Annotated in this window: 20 protein-coding genes; 9 read left to right on the forward strand and 11 right to left on the reverse strand. The window is 57.3% G+C overall.

The features are described 5' to 3' along the window. Positions 1-3 precede the first annotated feature (3 nt). Both WKI41_RS19815 and WKI41_RS19820 read right to left on the reverse strand, forming a co-directional pair. Entirely contained in the window at positions 4-1,269 is a 1,266-nt protein-coding gene (locus WKI41_RS19815) for an MFS transporter (protein ID WP_340195187.1), read from the reverse strand. 87 nt (positions 1,270-1,356) lie between these two features. Continuing rightward, the gene (locus WKI41_RS19820; RefSeq protein WP_340195188.1) at positions 1,357-1,608 is read right to left on the reverse strand and encodes a hypothetical protein; all 252 of its coding nucleotides are present in this window, start codon (positions 1,606-1,608) and stop codon (positions 1,357-1,359) included. Here WKI41_RS19820 and WKI41_RS19825 point away from each other — a divergent pair. The 5 genes from WKI41_RS19825 to WKI41_RS19845 all read left to right on the forward strand — a co-directional run bounded on the left by WKI41_RS19825 (position 1,601) and on the right by WKI41_RS19845 (position 5,475). Then, the gene (locus WKI41_RS19825; RefSeq protein WP_340195189.1) at positions 1,601-2,374 is read left to right on the forward strand and encodes an ABC transporter substrate-binding protein; all 774 of its coding nucleotides are present in this window, start codon (positions 1,601-1,603) and stop codon (positions 2,372-2,374) included. The genes WKI41_RS19820 and WKI41_RS19825 overlap by 8 nt on opposite strands. A gap of 116 nt (positions 2,375-2,490) precedes the next feature. After that, positions 2,491-3,291, forward strand: coding sequence for an ABC transporter permease subunit (locus WKI41_RS19830; protein WP_340195190.1), 801 nt, complete (start codon positions 2,491-2,493; stop codon positions 3,289-3,291). Continuing rightward, the gene (locus WKI41_RS19835) at positions 3,288-4,118 is read left to right on the forward strand and encodes an ABC transporter permease subunit (RefSeq protein ID WP_340195191.1); all 831 of its coding nucleotides are present in this window, start codon (positions 3,288-3,290) and stop codon (positions 4,116-4,118) included. The genes WKI41_RS19830 and WKI41_RS19835 overlap by 4 nt, the downstream gene beginning before the upstream one ends. Positions 4,119-4,278: 160 nt before the next feature. Beyond that, positions 4,279-4,545, forward strand: coding sequence for an usg protein (locus WKI41_RS19840; protein WP_340195192.1), 267 nt, complete (start codon positions 4,279-4,281; stop codon positions 4,543-4,545). 105 nt (positions 4,546-4,650) lie between these two features. Beyond that, complete coding sequence (locus WKI41_RS19845; protein ID WP_340195193.1) at positions 4,651-5,475, forward strand: methyltransferase domain-containing protein; 825 nt, start codon at positions 4,651-4,653, stop codon at positions 5,473-5,475. Positions 5,476-5,536: 61 nt separating this feature from the next. Here the strand turns inward: WKI41_RS19845 and WKI41_RS19850 are convergent, their stop codons facing one another. The 3 genes from WKI41_RS19850 to WKI41_RS19860 all read right to left on the reverse strand — a co-directional run bounded on the left by WKI41_RS19850 (position 5,537) and on the right by WKI41_RS19860 (position 7,331). Then, the gene (locus WKI41_RS19850) at positions 5,537-6,025 is read right to left on the reverse strand and encodes an Lrp/AsnC family transcriptional regulator (RefSeq protein WP_340195194.1); all 489 of its coding nucleotides are present in this window, start codon (positions 6,023-6,025) and stop codon (positions 5,537-5,539) included. Between the two features lie 66 nt (positions 6,026-6,091). Beyond that, positions 6,092-6,751, reverse strand: a complete 660-nt coding sequence (locus WKI41_RS19855) for a uracil-DNA glycosylase family protein (protein ID WP_340195494.1) — start codon at positions 6,749-6,751, stop codon at positions 6,092-6,094. Position 6,752: 1 nt separating this feature from the next. After that, entirely contained in the window at positions 6,753-7,331 is a 579-nt protein-coding gene (locus WKI41_RS19860; RefSeq protein WP_340195195.1) for a thermonuclease family protein, read from the reverse strand. A gap of 108 nt (positions 7,332-7,439) precedes the next feature. On the opposite strand from WKI41_RS19860, the gene WKI41_RS19865 reads away from it, so the two are divergent. Continuing rightward, entirely contained in the window at positions 7,440-8,975 is a 1,536-nt protein-coding gene (locus tag WKI41_RS19865) for a sensor histidine kinase (protein ID WP_340195196.1), read from the forward strand. Between the two features lie 4 nt (positions 8,976-8,979). On the opposite strand, the gene WKI41_RS19870 is transcribed toward WKI41_RS19865, so the two are convergent. Then, positions 8,980-9,390 carry a diacylglycerol kinase gene (locus WKI41_RS19870; RefSeq protein WP_340195197.1) on the reverse strand — a complete coding sequence of 137 codons (411 nt, stop codon included), beginning with the start codon at positions 9,388-9,390 and terminating at the stop codon, positions 8,980-8,982. 7 nt (positions 9,391-9,397) lie between these two features. Continuing rightward, positions 9,398-10,420, reverse strand: a complete 1,023-nt coding sequence (cobT, locus tag WKI41_RS19875) for a nicotinate-nucleotide--dimethylbenzimidazole phosphoribosyltransferase (RefSeq protein ID WP_340195198.1) — start codon at positions 10,418-10,420, stop codon at positions 9,398-9,400. A gap of 175 nt (positions 10,421-10,595) precedes the next feature. Between cobT and cobS the strand changes: the two genes are divergently transcribed. The 3 genes from cobS to WKI41_RS19890 are packed head-to-tail and all read left to right on the forward strand — an operon-like array spanning position 10,596 to position 12,301. Next, positions 10,596-11,393: an adenosylcobinamide-GDP ribazoletransferase gene (gene cobS / locus WKI41_RS19880; RefSeq protein WP_340195199.1), complete on the forward strand. Its 798-nt coding sequence runs from the start codon at positions 10,596-10,598 to the stop codon at positions 11,391-11,393. A 9-nt stretch (positions 11,394-11,402) separates the two neighbouring features. Continuing rightward, on the forward strand, positions 11,403-11,597 hold the full coding sequence (locus WKI41_RS19885) for a DUF1289 domain-containing protein (RefSeq protein WP_340195200.1): 195 nt from the start codon (positions 11,403-11,405) through the stop codon (positions 11,595-11,597). Then, positions 11,594-12,301: a TIGR02281 family clan AA aspartic protease gene (locus WKI41_RS19890; RefSeq protein WP_340195201.1), complete on the forward strand. Its 708-nt coding sequence runs from the start codon at positions 11,594-11,596 to the stop codon at positions 12,299-12,301. Before WKI41_RS19885 ends, WKI41_RS19890 begins: the two co-directional genes overlap by 4 nt. 6 nt (positions 12,302-12,307) lie before the next feature. Here WKI41_RS19890 and WKI41_RS19895 read toward each other — a convergent pair whose 3' ends face one another. The 4 genes from WKI41_RS19895 to WKI41_RS19910 all read right to left on the reverse strand — a co-directional run bounded on the left by WKI41_RS19895 (position 12,308) and on the right by WKI41_RS19910 (position 17,609). Continuing rightward, complete coding sequence (locus WKI41_RS19895) at positions 12,308-13,069, reverse strand: ABC transporter permease (RefSeq protein ID WP_340195202.1); 762 nt, start codon at positions 13,067-13,069, stop codon at positions 12,308-12,310. After that, positions 13,066-14,004, reverse strand: a complete 939-nt coding sequence (locus tag WKI41_RS19900) for an ABC transporter ATP-binding protein (protein WP_340195203.1) — start codon at positions 14,002-14,004, stop codon at positions 13,066-13,068. The genes WKI41_RS19895 and WKI41_RS19900 overlap by 4 nt, the downstream gene beginning before the upstream one ends. Positions 14,005-14,389: 385 nt before the next feature. Further along, positions 14,390-15,562 carry an extensin family protein gene (locus WKI41_RS19905; protein WP_340195204.1) on the reverse strand — a complete coding sequence of 391 codons (1,173 nt, stop codon included), beginning with the start codon at positions 15,560-15,562 and terminating at the stop codon, positions 14,390-14,392. Between the two features lie 229 nt (positions 15,563-15,791). Beyond that, positions 15,792-17,609 (reverse strand): methyl-accepting chemotaxis protein, encoded by a 1,818-nt coding sequence (locus tag WKI41_RS19910; protein ID WP_340195205.1) that lies wholly within the window; start codon positions 17,607-17,609, stop codon positions 15,792-15,794. Between the last annotated feature and the right edge of the window lie 241 nt (positions 17,610-17,850).

Below are 17,850 nucleotides of genomic sequence, written 5' to 3' on the forward strand. Positions count from 1 at the left end.
ACGCTAAGCCGTCTTTCCGCTTGCTGATGGAGCAGGTTCAATCGCCTGCTCATCCGGGACGCCGAACTGCACATTGCGTTTTTCATATCCGAACCCGGCCAGCAGTGCGACGGCGCAGGCGACGACGACGGCAACGCTGAAAAGCGCGAGGGCATAGTCGCCATTCCAATGCGCAGCAAGTGTTGTCTGTAGCGTAGCGTTACCGGAGGCGAGCAAATTCCCGAGTTGGTAGGCAAAGCCTGGGAACGTGCCACGCACCTCGTCTGGCGAGAGCTCGTTCAGGTGAACAGGGATAACGCCCCATGCACCTTGAACGAAGAACTGCAGCACGAAGGCGCCAATTGCAAGCAAGACGGCGCCAGGAGCATAAACCCAGAACCACGCGGCCGGGATAGTCAGGATGGCGGCAATCACGATCGCCTTCCTGCGGCCGATCTGTTGCGAAAGAGTGCCGAAGAACAGGCCGCCGCAAATCGCCCCAATATTGTAAACGATCGCGATCGCGCCCGTGGTGTGGCTGTCATAGCCGCGCTGCGTTTCCAGGAAGGTCGGATAGATATCCTGCGTGCCGTGGCTGAGGAAATTGAACGCCGTCATCAGGATAACGGTCCAGATGAAAAGCGGGACGTTCTTCTTCAGCACCGTGAGGAATGGCTGTTGTGGCCGCTTCTGGCGTTGGAGGAATGCGGGGGATTCCTCTACGTTGCGCCGTATGTAGAGAACGATGAGCGCTGGCAGCGCACCGACGAAGAACATCCCTCGCCAGCCGATGACCGGGTAGAGCAGAAAGAACACGATCGACGCCAGCAAATAGCCGGCCGGGTAGCCCGCCTGAAGCAGCCCGGAAACGAAGCCGCGCGCTTGAGGCGGCACCGTTTCCATGGTGAGTGAAGCGCCCACCCCCCATTCGCCGCCCATGGCGATGCCATAAAGCAGGCGCAGCACGATGAACATCGTCAGCCCGGTAGAGAAGCCGGAAAGAAGCTCAAGAGCCGAATAAAGAAGGACATCGACCATGAGAGTGATGCGGCGACCGTAACGGTCGGATGCCAAGCCAAAGATCAACGCGCCGATGGGCCGCATGGCAAGCGTCAGGAAGATTGCGATCGAAACTGCAGGGATGCTTGTGTTGAACTCTTTGGCGATGTCTTTGATGACAAAGACAAGGATGAAGAAATCGAAGGCGTCGAGCGTCCAGCCGAGGAAGCTGGCGATGACAGTGTTGCGCTGCGAAGGTGTCAGCGCTTGGATGCTTCGAGTGATACCCATAAAAATCCCTCCCGGAAATGGAGGCGGAGGCCGAAAAACGGGAACCGTCTTCTGAAATAAGAAAACATTTGCCTGAAATTATAAGGCTCACTTACGACGCAGGAATGCCACTTTCTGTTCCATTAACTTCTCGTAACCAAGTTGCAGTTCAACGCGCGTTTCAAGTCGGCTGTCGCAGCGCACAACAATGATGTTGCATTTTTTTTGCAACGGGATGAGTATCCCGCCAAGCATTCGCAACCGACCTTTGATCGGCAGCGGAGTGCTAAAATCTCCACGCACGCAGAACATAAATGAGGCGTGCGTCGAACCGCCGAAAGAGAGGATCGAAATGCTCAACCCTACCCGTCTGTTTGCTGCAGCGTCCATTGCTGCTCTGTCGCTGTTTGCCGGCTCCGCCGCGGCGCAGGACAAGATCGTCATCGGCACGGAAGGCGCCTACCCGCCCTTCAACGTTCTGGAAGCTGACGGAAAGCTGACCGGCTTCGATATCGATATCGCCAAGGCGCTCTGCGAAGAGATGAAGGCTGAATGCACCTTCGTCACCAACGACTGGGACGGCATCATCCCTGCCCTTCAGGCCAAGAAGTTCGACGCGATCATTGCGTCCATGTCGATCACGCCTGAGCGCCTGCAGAAGGTGGACTTCTCCAAGAAGTACTACAACACGCCGCCGGCCATTGCCGTACCGAAGGATTCCCCAATCAAATCCGTGGAAGACCTGAAGGGCAAGACGATCGGCGCGCAGGGCTCCACGACCCACGCCAACTACGCCGAAAAGCATCTCGCCGATTCCGAGCTGAAGCTCTACCCGACGGCTGACGAATACAAGCTCGACATCACCAACGGCCGTATCGACGGCGTCATCGACGATATCGTCGTGCTGTCGCAGTGGGTAAAGTCGGACGCCGGCGCATGCTGCAAGATCCTGACGGCTCTGCCGGTCGATGAAGAAATCAACGGCAAGGGCGCTGGTATCGCGGTGCGCAAGGGCGACACCGCACTGGCAGACAAGTTCAGCGCAGCGATTGCCGCCATTCGCGCCAACGGCAAGTACAAAGAGATCAACGACAAGTACTTCGATTTCGACGTTTACGGTCAGTAAGCGCGTTTCTCATGTTGAAATATGATGGCGGGAGGGTTGCCCTTCCGCCAGTTTTGTTTGAGAACACCTTCATAAAACAAATATGAAGGGCGGCGAAGACCGCAGGGGACATTGGCATGAGCGGAGTGTTTTCCGCCGTAGGTTCGTTCTGGACCTATCTCACATATCTGTTCGACCCGTTCTGTGGTCCGGTCGGTATCTTCTCACTCTTTGGCAACGGCACCCTGCTTACCTGCGGCGATGGCTGGGGCGATGAGATTGCCTTTGGCGTCAAGGTCACCATTTCAGTGGCGCTCGCCACACTCCCGGTCGGACTGTTTTTGGGCTTCCTGATCGCGCTCGCCGCGCAATCTCAGGAGAAATCGCTGCGCCTTGCCGTCGGCATCTACACAACGATCTTTCGCGGTCTACCGGAGCTTTTGACCCTCTTCATCGTCTATTACGGCATGCAGATCCTGCTGCAGACGATCGGCGGTTATCTCGGCTTCACTGGCCCTATCGAGATCAACGCCTTCGTTGCGGGCATGATTGCGCTTTCGGTCGTTTTCTCTTCCTACGCGTCCGAGGTGTTGCTGTCTGCTTTTCGGGCCATTCCCAAAGGCCAGTATGAGGCGGGAGATGCGCTTGGCTTGTCGCGGAGCCGCACCATGGTCCTAATCATCATTCCGCAGCTCGTGCGTATCGCCCTGCCCGGCATGACCAATCTGTGGGTGATCCTGTTGAAGGATACCTCCTACGTCTCGATCATCGGGCTTGCGGATATCGTGCGCCAGACCGGTATTGCCGCCCGCGTCACCAAGGATGCATTTCTGTTCTACGGCATTGCCTGCATGCTCTACCTCATCCTCGCGCTCCTCTCGTCGATCGGCATTGGCTACATCGACCGCTGGGCACGGCGCTCGGAGGTGCAGAAATGAGCCATATCGACCATTTGATCGAAGCAAGACCTGCACCACCCGCGCCGCCGCGGCAGTTCTCACTTGCGAGGATCGCAGGCTACGCCATCGTCGCGCTTTGGGCGCTCCTTTTTGTCGGGCTTGTCCTGTCGCTAGTCGTGGACTGGGATCCAGACAAGATCGAGCGCTACGGCTGGCGCTATATTGACGGCCTGCTGACGACCATCAGCCTTGTCGGCCTTGCCCTTATTCTGGGTGCCGTGCTCTCCGCACCCATCGCTTTCGCCCGCATGTCGAAGAACAGGGTCGTCAGCGCAATTGCATTCGCCTATGTCTACGTCTTCCGTAGCACGCCGCTTCTGGCTCAATTGTTCCTCATCTATTATGGACTCGGCGGCTTCCGTACCGAGCTGGAAGCGGTCGGCCTGTGGTGGTTCTTCCGCGATGCGTGGTATTGCGGCCTCCTTTCGTTGACGCTCAACACCGCCGCCTACCAGGCTGAAATCCTGCGCGGCGCGATTGAGAGTGTGCCGAAGGGCCAGCATGAAGGTGCGGCCTCACTCGGCATTTCCAAGCCGGTGACCTTCTGGAAGATCGTTCTGCCGCAGGCCCTCATCGTGGCGTTGCGCCCCTATGGCAACGAGATCATCCTGATGATCAAGGGCTCGGCGGTAGTCTCTATCGTCACCGTCTTTGACCTCATGGGCCAAACCCGCTACGCCTATTCACGCACCTTCGACTTTCAGGCCTACCTCTGGGCTGCGATCTTCTATCTCTCCATGGTGGAAATCCTGCGCCATGTGTGGGCGATGGTGGAAGCGCGACTGACGCGCCACCTGAAGCGGTAAAGCGTTAGCAGCACTCCGATCACGTAGCTGCTAACATCATGAGAAATATAAATAATTCGTGACGGATCGCATTCATGGCAAGGTTCGATTAACCGTGTCATGTTCCCATTGTCGATGACACCTTTCGCGTGTCGGTGATCAATAGAACGGGAACAGCCACATGAACCAAGATATGGAAATGATGCTGAAGGGCTATGGTCTAACCACAGCCGAAATTCTTTATCGCATGCCCGATCATCCATCCCTCCTCCAAAGCTACCTCTGGCAGAATTACGATCTCGCACCTGACTTTCCGGAAATGCATGGGTTTCTGAAGTTCTGGCAGGAGAAACTCGACGGTCCGTTGCACTCGGTGCGCTATATCCACCGCAAGCTGATCTCGGCACAGGAGTGGCGCTCATTGAAAGGCGAGTTTATCCTGCACTGATGGCGTTGTGGTCCAAGCGAGCGGCTGGCAATCCAAAACAGGCATTGCGCCCAATAGCGTTGCGGCTTAATCAGGCTTCCAACGAAGCCAAGCCGGATGCACGCCATGACCAAGAACACCAAGATCGACGAAGAAGCTCTTGCGGAGGCCTATAACCGCGCGCTCGCCCTTGAGAAGGCCGGCGATATCGACGCGGCGGTGAAGGCTTACGAGGAGGTCCTCGCGATTGATCCTGAGGATCATGGTGGTGCTGCCGTGCGCATCGCATCCATGGGGCGCGGCGAAACGCCACCCAAGGCGCCAGACGCCTATGTGGAAACGCTATTCGACCAGCATGCTGAAGCCTTCGAAGATATCCTCGTTGAACAGCTCGGCTACGCCGTTCCGATGATGGTGCGCCAACGGTTGCAAACGCTAGATCTCGGCCCCTTCAAGCGTATGCTCGATCTGGGCTGTGGCACCGGACTGACAGGCGAAGCGCTTCGCGATATGGTGGACGATATCACTGGGATCGACATCTCCGAGAACATGGTCGAGATCGCACACGAGAAGGATGTGTACGAGACGCTTTATGTCGCCGAAGTCGAGGATTTCCTCGAAGACAATGACGACGAGGCTTTCGACCTGATCACCGCCACCGACGTGCTGCCCTATCTCGGCGCTCTCGAACCGCTCTTCTTTGGCGCCGCCGAGAATATGGCCGCTGGCGGCATCTTCGTCTTCTCGTCGGAAACTCTGGCCGAGGACAAGATGGCGGGCAGGCCCTATATCGTTGGAGCGCACCAGCGCTTTGCCCATGCCGAGACCTATGTGCGCGAACGCCTGAACGCTACAGGCTTCGACGTGGTCGAGGTCACCGATATCAACGTGCGCATGCAGGATGGCGAGCCAACGCCCGGTCATCTGGTGGTTGCGAGATTTAAGGGCTGAATGTGGCTCTACCCATTCCCGCGACCGTCGCGGGAATGGCGGCAAGATCGAATAGCTTGGTTCACTCTTCGCCGGACTTTGGATTGTCCAGAATCATATATTCGAGCGGCAGCTCGGTCGTATACTTGATCTGCTCCATGGCAAAGACCGACGACACATCGCGGATTTCGATCTTGGCGATCATCCGCTTGTAGAACGCATCGTAAGCGGCGATATCCGGCACCACGACGCGCAGCAGATAATCCACATCACCGCTCATGCGGTAGAACTCGACGACCTCTGGAAACTCCGACACCACCTCGGAGAACCGCTTCAGCCACTCGATGGAGTGCGACGCGGTACGGATGGAAACGAAGACCGTCACCTTGGTATTGACCTTCGCTGCATCCAGAATGGCCACTCGACGGCGAATGACGCCATCCTCTTCCATCTTCTGGATACGACGCCAGCAGGGAGTCGTGGAAAGCCCGACCTTCTTTGCAAGGTCGGCAACAGCCAAGGTGGAATCCTCTTGCAGAATACGCAGAATTTTACGGTCGAGACGGTCCAATCTTCTCTCCTACGGAATGATTTTTCTCTATTTACACTAAAAAAAAGCAATAAAAAGAAATTTGTTTCATCGCGCCAGAATTTCCACATGCTGTCGTAGCGTTGGTAACACCTCCTGCTCGAACCATGGGTTCTTCCGCAACCAAGAGGTATTGCGCCAGCTCGGATGCGGGAGAGGCAACACAGGAACGCCTGCATTGCTTTGGAAATAGGTACGCCAGTTCTGCACTGTCTCTGTCATGCTTTTCTTGCGCCGTTCACCAAGATGGTAGGCCTGCGCATACTGCCCGATCGCAAGGATTAGCTCAATTTGTGGCATGGCAACCATTACCTCGTTGCGCCAGCGCGGCGCACATTCCTTACGCGGTGGGAGATCACTTCCCCGCGCGTCGTAACCCGGAAAGCAGAAGCCCATCGGCGCGATGGCGAAGCGATCGGAATCGTAGAACGTGTCTCGATCGACATTCAGCCATGTGCGCAGACGATCGCCAGATGCATCGTTGAAAGGCAGGCCGCTTTCGTGCACGCGAAGTCCGGGCGCTTGGCCCGCGATCAATATTTTCGCTTTGGCGGAAATAACCGCGACGGGTCGCGGCTCGTGTGGAAGCCGGTCTTCCTCACCTTTCAGCGGCGCGTCCCGGCAGATCCGACATCGCGCGATAGTGTCGCGCAACGTCTCGATCAGGGACAACTGAGTATCACCCTGCGCGTGCACAGTCACACCCATATCACCAGCCAAAGACATGACGCAGCGTCGTCAGAGGCCCGGCATACGGCGCGTCGGCTTCCATTGTCTTGTGCTCGCGTCGCCAATCCTTCGGATTTTCGAATGTTCCGCTCCAGAGGCCGAGCCTTTCTGCTTGTGCCTGGTCCTCTTCCTTGGCGTAGAGAAAATACTCCGTCGTCACCGCCAGACCTTCAGAGACGATAAGACTGCTCAAGTCTTTGCCGTTGACCGAACAGCGAACCAGAAAACGTGCGTACCGGTCTTTGCTACCGCCGGTACATTCGGCTTCGCCGGTCTCAAGGACATCTCTCACGAAATCCCTGGACGCTTGTCCACACGCCCAAGTTCTGTCCTCCGCTCCGCACTCTTGACGAAGTTCTGGCGCGTCGATCCCGATCAGTCGAAAGCGCGAGGAGCCCAGCGCAAGCGTGTCTCCGTCAATCGCAACAAATCGACCGGAGAACTGCCGATCATTGAGGCCATCCACCTTCGCCAAAACCAGAGCGCCCAAGAAGATGAGCAAAAGCAGGATGAAGCCGTCCTTTATCGGAGAAAACCCCCTGCCTGACTTTCGTCTCATATCCGAATAAACCCTTTGCAGAAATGGCAAACAAATCCTTTCGCGGCAGCATCTTCTTAAGACTTTCCCGATAGTGTGGAAACATCCCGTATCGGTTTCGTTCAGTAGATGAGTAACAGCGCCAGCAACATTGCCGACAAGAACATCGTCGATCGGTCTCGCACGCGGCGCAATAAAGCCGTGTTCGATGCCGTAAAATCGACGCGCGAGCGGTTGCAATATGGCGGCGCGGGCCACGAAGCCTACGAATCCGAAATGCTGCAGATGCATATCGCAGAGACACTGCACGGGGCAACCATCATGCCCCTCTTTATCCTGCTGGCAACCGGCATTGGCATATATATTACCCGTGACATCGAGATCGTCGGCTGGACCTTTCTGGCGCTGAGCGGTCACGCGCTTGCGCTGATCTTCGCCCGCAAGGCGCAGAAGCAGGCGATCACGCCAGCAAGCGTCAACCGCTGGGTCAGCACGTTTCTCGCCATACAGATCATTATCGGACTGATCTGGGCGCTTTTCGCTGGCTATCCTATGGGTGCCAAGGATGCGGCCTTGCCGATGTTCTACAAGGGCGCGACGCTGCTGATTGCGCTCTCCATCACCGCCATGTCCAACTTCATGTTGCGACGCGCGATCTTGATGACCTTCCTGCCCGTCCTGATGGCGCTTGGCATCAATGCCGCCACCTCTCAGGATCCGATGGCCATCGGCATGGCGCTTATGTTCTTCATGGCCATGCTGTTTTGCCATCACATCACCAGACGCTTGCACAATTCCAGCATCAAACTTTTGTCCTTCCAGTCAGAAAAGGACGATCTGATCGCGGAGTTGGAAGTCGCCAAATCCATGTCGGATGAGGCAAGGCGCAGAGCGGAAGAGGCGAACCTCGCAAAGTCACGCTTCCTGGCCTCTATGTCGCATGAGCTGCGAACCCCGCTTAACGCCATTCTCGGCTTTTCCGAAGTCATGGCTTCGGAGATCCTCGGGCCTCTCAACAATCCGCTCTACAAGGAATATTCCGGCGATATCCATCGCTCCGGCCAGCATCTGCTTGATCTCATCAACGAGATCCTCGATCTGTCCCGCATCGAGGCAGGACGCTACGAGCTGCAGGAAGAAGCAGTCTCCCTGCTCGAAATCGCCGAAGATTGTGTCGGCATGATCCAGCTTCGCGCGCGCGGCAAGAACATCCGTATCCTGCAGCAATTCGAGCGCAGTCTACCGAGCGTCTGGGCGGACGAAAAGGCGCTCCGCCAGGTGATCCTCAACCTCCTCTCAAACGCCGTAAAATTCACGCCTCAAGGCGGCGAGATTTCCATCAAGGCCGGCTGGACGGCGCGCGGCGGTCAATATGTTTCGATCAAGGACAATGGTCCCGGCATTCCCGAAGAGGAAATTCCGGTCGTCCTCTCAGCCTTTGGCCAAGGATCGATTGCGATCAAAAGCGCCGAACAGGGAACGGGTCTCGGCCTGCCGATCGTGCAGGCCATACTCTCCAAGCATGATGGTCAGTTCGTGCTGAAATCAAAGCTTCGCGAAGGCACCGAAACCATCGCGATTCTACCGGCCAAGCGCATCCTGCAAACCGTTCCTGCCGTCGAAGACGTCCAGGTGGTCCAGCCGCGCAAGCGCTCTTTCGCCTGATCGCTCAGACGCTGAAAAAGACTGTCGAAACGAGCGAGTAGAGAACAAAGCCACCATTGGCGAGCAGCAGACAAAAGACCGCAAAGGACCCAAGGTCCTTGGCGTTGCGCGCCGCACTGGAAAACTCCGGCGAGACGCGGTCGACGATTTCCTCGATTGCCGTATTCAGCGCTTCCACGCAGAAGAGCAGAAGCATGAGCAGAACAAAGATAAAAGCGTGCGCCACCGGCGCGCCAATGCCCACCAGGAACACAAGCCCTACCCCGAAGGCAATCACCTCATGGCGAAACGCCGCTTCCTGCCACAGGCGAGTGAGCCCCTGGAAGGAGTAACGTGTTGCCGCCAGCAGATGGCGAAAACCAGTTTCCTTACGAAAGACCGGCTCCGGCGAAGGCGTCTTCGGAGGGTTGTCCATCATAGCCTCAATGCTGGACGCCGGTGTCGACGCCAGCCTGCGCGAATGTCGCCATACCTGAGTGGCAGGCAGCCGCGGCCTTGACGATACCAGCTGCCAGTGCCGCACCCGTCCCCTCACCTAGACGCATGCCAAGCGCCAAAAGCGGCGTCTTGCCCAGTCGCTCCACCGCCGCCATGTGGCCCGGCTCGCCGGAAACATGGCCAATGAGGCAGTGATCGAGGGCAGCGGGATTTGCGGCTTTCAAAAGTGCGGCAGCGGCTGTCGCCACATAGCCGTCGATCAGGACGGGGATCTTTTCCACGCGCGCGGCAAGGATCGCGCCTGCCATGGCGGCGATTTCGCGACCACCCAGTCTGCGCATGATTTCCAGCGGGTCGGCGAGATGATCCTTGTGGAATTCCACGGCGGCCTTTACCGCCGCGATCTTGCGCTCCATGAACTCACCGTGAGAGCCCGTGCCAGGACCGGTCCACTCTTCCGCCGTGCCACCATAGAGCGCGAGGTTGATGGCAGCGGCAACAGTGGTGTTACCAATCCCCATTTCACCGATGCAGAGAAGATCGGTACCGCCTGCAATCGCTTCCATGCCGAAAGCCATTGTCGCAGCGCAATCGCGCTCAGAAAGGGCTGGTTCGCAGGTGATGTCGCCGGTCGGGTAATCGAGAGCGAGGTCGAAAATTTTCAGACCAAGATCGTGAGTTACGCAGATCTGGTTGATTGCGGCACCGCCTGCGGCGAAGTTCTCCACCATCTGCTGCGTCACGGATGACGGATAGGGGGTCACACCATTGCGGGTAACGCCGTGATTGCCGGCGAATATCGCAACGAGTGGACGATTGACGGCAGGAGCGCGTCCAGACCATGCGGCGAGCCACATGGCGATCTCTTCGAGACGACCAAGCGATCCGGCAGGCTTCGTCAGTTGTGCATTGCGCTCCTTGGCGGCAACAAGCGCATGCGTATCCGGCCCGGGCAGGTCACGCAAAAGAACACGAAAATCGTCGAAAGGCAGGCCGCTCACGCTCATGGTATCGATCTTTCTCTCATGCCGAAGTCTTGTGTTTTCCGGCAAATCGGTCTTTGTTGCGCCTCTCATAATCGGGGACGGGCAGAGGGACAACCTCTAAAGCATGTGGCGCAAACCAACGGTGCGGTTTTGCGATGCTGTGACGCTCGTTGACGGCGCGACATAGGTCGCTCGAATGACGGAGAGCGGATTGATCCTGGATAGTTTTCTGACGCGGGTCATGCACGCACTAAGCTTCCTCAGTCGCATTCCGGTGCATGACACCTTCTTCGGTGGTCGAACGGTTGACATGCTAACGGCAAGCCGCGTCTTCCCTGTTGCAGGGCTGCTGATCGCCCTGCCACCAGCCTTTATCGTCGCTATTCTTCATCACGCAAACGCTGATCCATTGTTGACGGCAGCACTTGCGGTTGCTCTCGCCACCAGCTTGACGGGTGCTCTTCATGAGGACGGGCTGGCAGACACCGCCGATGGCTTCGGCGGCGGCGCTGATAAAGAGCGGTCACTCACCATCATGAAGGACAGCCGTATCGGCAGTTATGGCGCCGTAGCGCTCATCCTCTCCTTCGTCATAAGAACTGCAGCCATCGCCGCCCTCCTCCGCCAGGCGCCAGGATTGGCAAGTGCGGCCTCGCTCATCGCCGTGGCAAGCTTCAGCCGGGCGATGATGGTCTGGCACTGGCATGATTTACCGCCTGCCCGCCAAACCGGTGTCGCCGCCTCCATCGGCCAGCCAGGGCGGACCGATCGCAATTTCGCTCTCGCCTACGGCATCGGCATCGCGTGTTTGATGCTGGCGACGTCACACGCCGTTATTGGGGGAATGATTGCTATTGCCGCCTCATTCGCGGCAGCATACCTTTTCAAACGTCTTTGCTTTCGCAAGATCGAAGGTCACACGGGCGACACCATCGGCGCGACGCAGCAAATCACCGAGATCGTGATGCTGGTCGCTCTTGCTCTCCTCGCATGAAGAACAGATATGAAGACGATGGAAACGCCTTGCATACACGTCTGCCAGCTCAATCCAGAAGGTCTATGCACTGGGTGCTACCGGACAATTGCCGAAATTACCGGCTGGAGCGGCTTCACCGCCGTGGAACGACAACGGATCATGGGTGAGCTGCCCCAGCGCAAAAAAGCGAACGCGGCAGGAATGGAGAACGCACGCGCATGAACAGGCTGACTTTGGTTCTCCTCATTCTCGGCATTGGCCTCGCACTTCTCCTCATCAACGATAGCAGCGGACAGACCTTCGGCATCGACAACGATCGCTTCGCCAGCGCGCTCTACCTCACGCCGATAGCCGTTCTTCTATCGGCGGGCATTCTGGCGGGCAGCCGCGGCAATCTCCCCACGGTCCTGCGACAACTGGCGATCTGGCTCGTCATCATCCTGGGTCTCATTGCGGGTTATTTGTACCGAGGCGATCTGCAGCGGTTTGGTGACAGGGTACTGGCGGGTGTCATTCCCGGTCGCGCCGTAGTGACGACGACGCGCGATGGCGTTCAGGAGGTCATTCTCAGCAAATCCATGGGCGGTCACTTCGAGGCCGATACCACCATCAACGGTGTATCGATCCATATGCTGGTGGATACCGGCGCAAGCTCGGTCGTGCTTTCCAATGCCGATGCGCAGGCGATCGGCATTAACCCGGATAACCTCAACTACACCGTCTCCGTGATGACTGCCAACGGACGAACATCGGCAGCACCGGTGCGCTTGTCCGAAATCGCCATCGGCCCGATCGTTCGCAGGAACATCTCCGCGCTCGTAGCCCAAAAGGGTCAGTTGGATCAGAGCCTGCTCGGCATGACCTTCCTCTCGACACTCGGATCGCTGCAGATGCAAACCGACCAGCTCACGCTCAGAGATCGATGAAAGCAATCAGTTGCGCAGCTTGTAGCCCGTCTTGAACATCCAACTGATGACGCCGAGACAAATCGCCAGGAAGCCGGTGATCATCACGATACTGATCAGCGGATTGACGTCGGCAATCTCGTAGAAGCTCCAGCGAAAGCCGCTGATCAGGTATAGCACAGGGTTGAAGTGGCTGACCGTCTGCCAGAAGGGCGGCAGCATGTTGATCGAGTAGAAACTGCCGCCGAGGAAGGTCAAGGGCGGAACGACCAGCATCGGGATTAGGTTGAGCTGCTCGAAATTTGAAGCCCACATGCCGATGATGAAACCGAATAGACTGAAGCTGACGGCCGTCAGCACGAAGAACAGCACCATCATGAACGGATGGGCAATCGAGATGTCAACGAAGAACGACGCGGTAATCAGGATGATCGTGCCGATCATCAGGCCCTTTGTCGCAGCCGCCCCCACATAGCCCGCCAATATTTCCGTCATCGAGATCGGGGCTGAGAGGATCTCATACACGGTGCCGGTGAACTTCGGGAAATAGATGCCGAACGAGCCATTACTGACGCACTGCGTCAACAGGGTCAGCATGATGAGGCCCGGCGTAATGAAGGCTCCATAGGAGACACCCTCCACCTCCTGGATGCGCGAACCGATCGCGGTGCCGAAGACGATGAAATAGAGCGATGTCGAAATGACGGGCGAGATGACACTTTGCAAAAGCGTACGGCGCGTGCGGGCCATCTCGAACAGGTAGATGGACTTGATGGCTTCGAAGTTCATTTTTGTCCTCCCACCAGTGCAACGAAAATATCCTCGAGCGAGCTTTGCCGCGTCGAAATATCCTTGAAATGAATGCCTTGCTCGCCGAGTGCCGACAAAAGCTCGGCAATCCGGCCCTGCTCTCCATTGCCGTCATACTCATAGGTCAGACACGTGCCGTCTTCGGAAAGTTGCAGGTGGAAGGGCGAAAGACTTTCGGGAAGCGTTTTGACGGGCGCGGTCAATTCCAGCGACAACTGCTTGCGTCCGAGCTTGCGCATCAGTGCGGTCTTCTCTTCGACCAGTAGCAATTCGCCACCGTTGATCACCCCGACGCGATCAGCAATTTCCTCGGCCTCTTCGATATAGTGGGTGGTCAAAATGATGGTCACGCCGGCCGACCTCAGCTCTTCCACCACCTTCCACATGTCACGCCGAAGCGCCACGTCGACGCCAGCGGTCGGCTCATCGAGAAAAAGAACCTTGGGCTCATGCGCCAGCGCCTTGGCGATCAAAACGCGCCGCTTCATGCCTCCCGACAGTTCACGCAGCATGTTGTCCTTCTTGTTCCAGAGGGACAGGGATTTCAGGACGCGTTCGATCAACTGCGGGTCTTTTCGGTAGCCGTGCAAACCGCGCGAAAACGACACAGTGTTCCACACGGTCTCGAACTGGTCGGTCGTCAGTTCCTGTGGCACGAGTCCGATCAGCGCGCGTGTCTTGCGAAAATCCTTCACGACATCGCTGCCACCCACATGCACGCTGCCCTCGCCTGGATTGACGAGACCGCAGATGATCGAAATCAGTGTGGTCTTGCCAGCGCCGTTCGGCCCCAGGAGTGCGAGGATCTCGCCCTCGTAGATGTCGAGCGTGACACCTTTTAGCGCTTGAAAACCGTTGGCATACGACTTCGTCAGATTGCGGATGGAGACGATAGGTTTGCGGGAGGACGTCATGAATGATCTTTCGGCACGATCTTGAACTGCTCATATAAAGCATTTCCAGCAAAAGTGTTGCCCGTTTTGTGATTGGAATGCATGAGAAGAAACTTAATTCGGGACAGCGGAAACACGAGACGGCGACGACGGTTCCGCACATTCGTCGACTGCATTTCTCCTCTTATAAATCTCTGTCATGAAGATGTGATGCTGGCGCTGTAATTGTCGACGCGGCGGGTCGTTCTGTTCACCACGATACGCCCGCCCGGTTTTCAGCACCGCTCGATATTTTGAGACATACGGCAGTCATACTGAAAAACATTATTTCGGGCAGAGGCTACCCCGCACTCTGCCCTGTTTTTTTCGTACGACACAGACGGCAGAGGCTCGAAAAGCTCGCCGATCAATCGCAGTGACGATAGCCGGATTTTCGCGTGCGAAGGTCGAAATGGAAGTGGTTCCAGTGGTTTGGATCGCTGCCGGGTCCGAGTACGGTGGAAAAATACTTGCAGCTGTCTGAGCGGACAGCTTTCAGCAGCCCCTTCTCGCGGAATGCAAAGAAGCTCTTCTTGCGAACGTCGATTTCCTTGCCGTTCTTCAGCGTGATCGTCCCGATGTCGATAGCATTGCCACGCGCATGCTCCGACCAAGGGTTGCTCGCCCTGGAATTCATCTTGCGGCACGAGTAACCACCCATCGGCGTGATGCGGCCTACGCCAGAGAAGTAACGGAAGCGAGACGAGGGCACGAGTTCGAACTTCACCCACTTTGCGAAAGCGAGCGTCACCTGGCAGTTCAGCTTTACGGCCGGACGGATCGCAACGCCGCTATCGAGACCGCTAAGCTCGATTGGGTAATCGATGCCGCAAGTCGGGCCATCGGCAATGCGCGCTACATCGCGGAAGGCCACACCCAGTCTGCGAAGCTCGGTGCGACACGCGACTTCGGACGGCGGCATCATGCCGGGCGGCTGTGACATCCGTCGTTCCTGCGCCGGATTGTCCGGCATCAGCATCGCCACCTCTTCAACGGGTGGCGCTCGCCGTTCACCGGCTGGCGGCGGCGGTATGAGCCGGGATTGGCTGGCCAGTTGACGCGGTGCCTGTGGCGGCGGATAGGCGGCGTTGTCTGGAGCGGACACTTGGATGTCCTGCTCTTCCGCCAAGCTACGGCCTGGCGTCACGCCAAGTCCAGCGTCCATATTGACACCCTGCTCACCCTCCGCCATCTGAGATGGCAATTGTGGTGCGACATGGGGCGCCTGCGGCGGAACCGGCGAGAGGCGGCTCGCCTGCGCATCAAGCGTCGAGTAGCCCTGCCCTCCAGAATTTAGCAATGGATCGCGCGAAGCCTGCACTTCCGGCATCGGCTGCGAATAATCATTGAAGGGGACGCTCTGAGTGACGGGTGCCGGCGGCGCGCTATAACTCTGCTGGCTGGATGAGCGAATGGAGCTGACGCGTGTTGCGCCATCGACGTCAGCGGGGGGCACCAGCCCCTCCGCTGAGCACGATACGATCACCGCCGACATTGTCATCAACGTCGCAAGCCGACGCGGAAGGGAAACATACGCCATACCAGAACCTGTACCTTCAGCGACCGCAACATGCAGCGATCAGGTCAAATTCTAAAGAAATCTGGTAAACGAACTCTTTTTGCTGAAGCAAAGAAAGTGAACGGCAAAGGCTTATATGCATCAGAATGGGACAGAGCGATCGCGGGTTCTTCCCATATGATAGCTAGCGTCGTCAGAGAAATGAAAAAGGGCGCCGCGAGCAGCACCCCTATTTGAACAGGTATGGGTATCAGGCCGCCCGCGACACGGAGCCGCCAGCAGAAAAACTTGACAGCTGGAAACGCGCCAAAAGCGAATGCAGCTTGCGGCTCTCGTCCGCCAGCGTTTCGCTCGCCGCCGTGGTTTCTTCCACCATTGCCGCGTTCTGCTGGGTCATCTGGTCCATGTGGTTGACGGAGGTATTGATCTCCTGCAGTCCCGTCGCCTGTTCGCGCGCAGCCGTCGCGATCGAATTGACGTGACCGTCGACACGGTTGACCAGCGATACGATCTCTTCCAGCGCCTCGCCAGTGGAGCGAACCAGCGTTACGCCTCCGCTCACCTGCTCTGCAGAACTGTTGATCAGCGTCTTGATTTCCTTTGCAGCATTGGCGGAACGCTGGGCAAGCTCGCGAACCTCCTGCGCCACCACGGCAAAGCCGCGACCCGCCTCACCGGCGCGCGCAGCTTCCACACCGGCGTTCAAGGCCAGCAGGTTTGTCTGGAAGGCGATCTCGTCGATGACGGAGATGATCTGGCCGATCTTGCGCGAGGACTCCTCGATCCTGTTCATGGCCTCCACCGCGCTGCGCACGATATCGCCCGAGCGACCCGCACTCTGCTTCGTCTCTGTTACCATCTGCCGCGCCTCATTCGCGCGCTCCGATGCAGTGCGGACCGTTGCCGTGATTTCATCCAGTGCGGCTGCGGTTTGTTCGAGAGCCGCAGCCTGCTGCTCAGTGCGACGGGAGAGATTGCCTGTCGCCTCGCTGATATCGGAGGCGCTGGCATTCACCACTTCGCTGCTACGCGAGATCGTCGAAATGACGTCGCGCAGGGCGCCGACGGCGCTGTTGAAATCTGCGCGCAGCTTGTCGTAGTCCGCGCCAACCTGCCCTACCTGAACCGTGAGATCACCCCGTGCAAGATTTTCCATGGCGTGTCCCAGTGAGGCCATTGCGTGCGCCTGGCGCTCGGAGGCGGAACGAAGCACATCTTCACTTTCCCGGCGGGTACTCTCGAGTGCCCGCTGCTGCTCGGCTTCACGCAGCTGCAACTGGCTGCGCTCGTTGACGGAATTGCGAAGAACAAGCAGCGTCTTGGCCATGGCGCCAATCTCGTTGCGACGCTCGACGAACGGCACCTCGGCCTGAGCGTCTCCGTCTGCGATCATGGACATGCTCGTCTTAAGCTTGCCGATCGGGCCTGAAACGCTGCGCACGACAGCGGTGGCGACACCGAGAACGACGACGGCACTGATGAGGCAAATGCCGACATAGAGCGTCGCCTCGCGCCAGAACATCGCGTTTAGATCATCGACATAGACACCCGTTCCAACGATCCAGCCCCAGGGTGCAAAACCCTCGACATAGGAGAATTTGCCGACTGGATCGGGCGCGCCCGGCTTTGGCCACTCATAATCGACAAAGCCTTTTCCACTGGCCTTCACCGTGTTCACGAACTCGACGAATAGAAACTTGCCGTTTGGATCCTTGTTGTTGGTGAGATCGGCACCATTCAGTTCCGGCTTGACAGGATGCATGACCATTTTCGGACCCATATCGTTGATCCAAAAATACCCGTTTCCATTGTCGTAGCGCATCGCCGCCAGAGAGGCCTTTGCCTGTTGCTGGGCAGCTTCCCGGGTCAGCGCTGCGCTCTGTTCAAGACGATAATACTGGTCGAGAATGCCCACGGCCGAATGCGTCAACGCCTCCAATCCAGCCTTACGCTCCCGCTCCATCCCGCCATAACCACCGAAGAGGCTTGATGTGAGTGCTGCAGCCAGTATCGCCAAGAACAAGGCCACCAGCGCATAAAGCCGCGTGGAAATGGTTAGATGTTTCATGAGTTGGCTCCCCCCCCAAATGTAGTCAATTATTGGTAAGTTTGAAAAATTGATAAAAGATAAATTGCACGTAGTGCTGACTTGGAAATACAATTTAGAGGGATATTTATCGGAGGTGTTCGTTCACAGATACGTTCATTTCCAAAACTTCAAGATAGATTTTCTATCTCGCAGTCTCTCTCACCTGAAAAAGGTCATCGACACAACAAATCGAGTAATTGCGAATTAACAAATAAAAATC

Source organism: Agrobacterium larrymoorei, assembly GCF_037722385.1.
Taxonomy (GTDB): domain Bacteria; phylum Pseudomonadota; class Alphaproteobacteria; order Rhizobiales; family Rhizobiaceae; genus Agrobacterium; species Agrobacterium larrymoorei_C.

Coding starts and splice junctions, on each gene's coding strand:
- WKI41_RS19905 (WP_340195204.1), bottom strand. CDS start 15,562: ATGGCGTATGTTTCCCTTCCGCGTCGGCTTGCGACGTTGATGACAATG.
- WKI41_RS19825 (WP_340195189.1), top strand. CDS start 1,601: ATGCTCAACCCTACCCGTCTGTTTGCTGCAGCGTCCATTGCTGCTCTG.
- WKI41_RS19885 (WP_340195200.1), top strand. CDS start 11,403: ATGAAGACGATGGAAACGCCTTGCATACACGTCTGCCAGCTCAATCCA.
- cobS (WP_340195199.1), top strand. CDS start 10,596: ATGACGGAGAGCGGATTGATCCTGGATAGTTTTCTGACGCGGGTCATG.
- WKI41_RS19865 (WP_340195196.1), top strand. CDS start 7,440: ATGAGTAACAGCGCCAGCAACATTGCCGACAAGAACATCGTCGATCGG.
- WKI41_RS19845 (WP_340195193.1), top strand. CDS start 4,651: ATGACCAAGAACACCAAGATCGACGAAGAAGCTCTTGCGGAGGCCTAT.
- WKI41_RS19870 (WP_340195197.1), bottom strand. CDS start 9,390: ATGGACAACCCTCCGAAGACGCCTTCGCCGGAGCCGGTCTTTCGTAAG.
- WKI41_RS19840 (WP_340195192.1), top strand. CDS start 4,279: ATGAACCAAGATATGGAAATGATGCTGAAGGGCTATGGTCTAACCACA.
- WKI41_RS19895 (WP_340195202.1), bottom strand. CDS start 13,069: ATGAACTTCGAAGCCATCAAGTCCATCTACCTGTTCGAGATGGCCCGC.
- WKI41_RS19830 (WP_340195190.1), top strand. CDS start 2,491: ATGAGCGGAGTGTTTTCCGCCGTAGGTTCGTTCTGGACCTATCTCACA.
- WKI41_RS19815 (WP_340195187.1), bottom strand. CDS start 1,269: ATGGGTATCACTCGAAGCATCCAAGCGCTGACACCTTCGCAGCGCAAC.
- WKI41_RS19835 (WP_340195191.1), top strand. CDS start 3,288: ATGAGCCATATCGACCATTTGATCGAAGCAAGACCTGCACCACCCGCG.
- WKI41_RS19890 (WP_340195201.1), top strand. CDS start 11,594: ATGAACAGGCTGACTTTGGTTCTCCTCATTCTCGGCATTGGCCTCGCA.
- cobT (WP_340195198.1), bottom strand. CDS start 10,420: ATGAGCGTGAGCGGCCTGCCTTTCGACGATTTTCGTGTTCTTTTGCGT.
- WKI41_RS19900 (WP_340195203.1), bottom strand. CDS start 14,004: ATGACGTCCTCCCGCAAACCTATCGTCTCCATCCGCAATCTGACGAAG.
- WKI41_RS19855 (WP_340195494.1), bottom strand. CDS start 6,751: ATGGGTGTGACTGTGCACGCGCAGGGTGATACTCAGTTGTCCCTGATC.
- WKI41_RS19860 (WP_340195195.1), bottom strand. CDS start 7,331: ATGAGACGAAAGTCAGGCAGGGGGTTTTCTCCGATAAAGGACGGCTTC.
- WKI41_RS19910 (WP_340195205.1), bottom strand. CDS start 17,609: ATGAAACATCTAACCATTTCCACGCGGCTTTATGCGCTGGTGGCCTTG.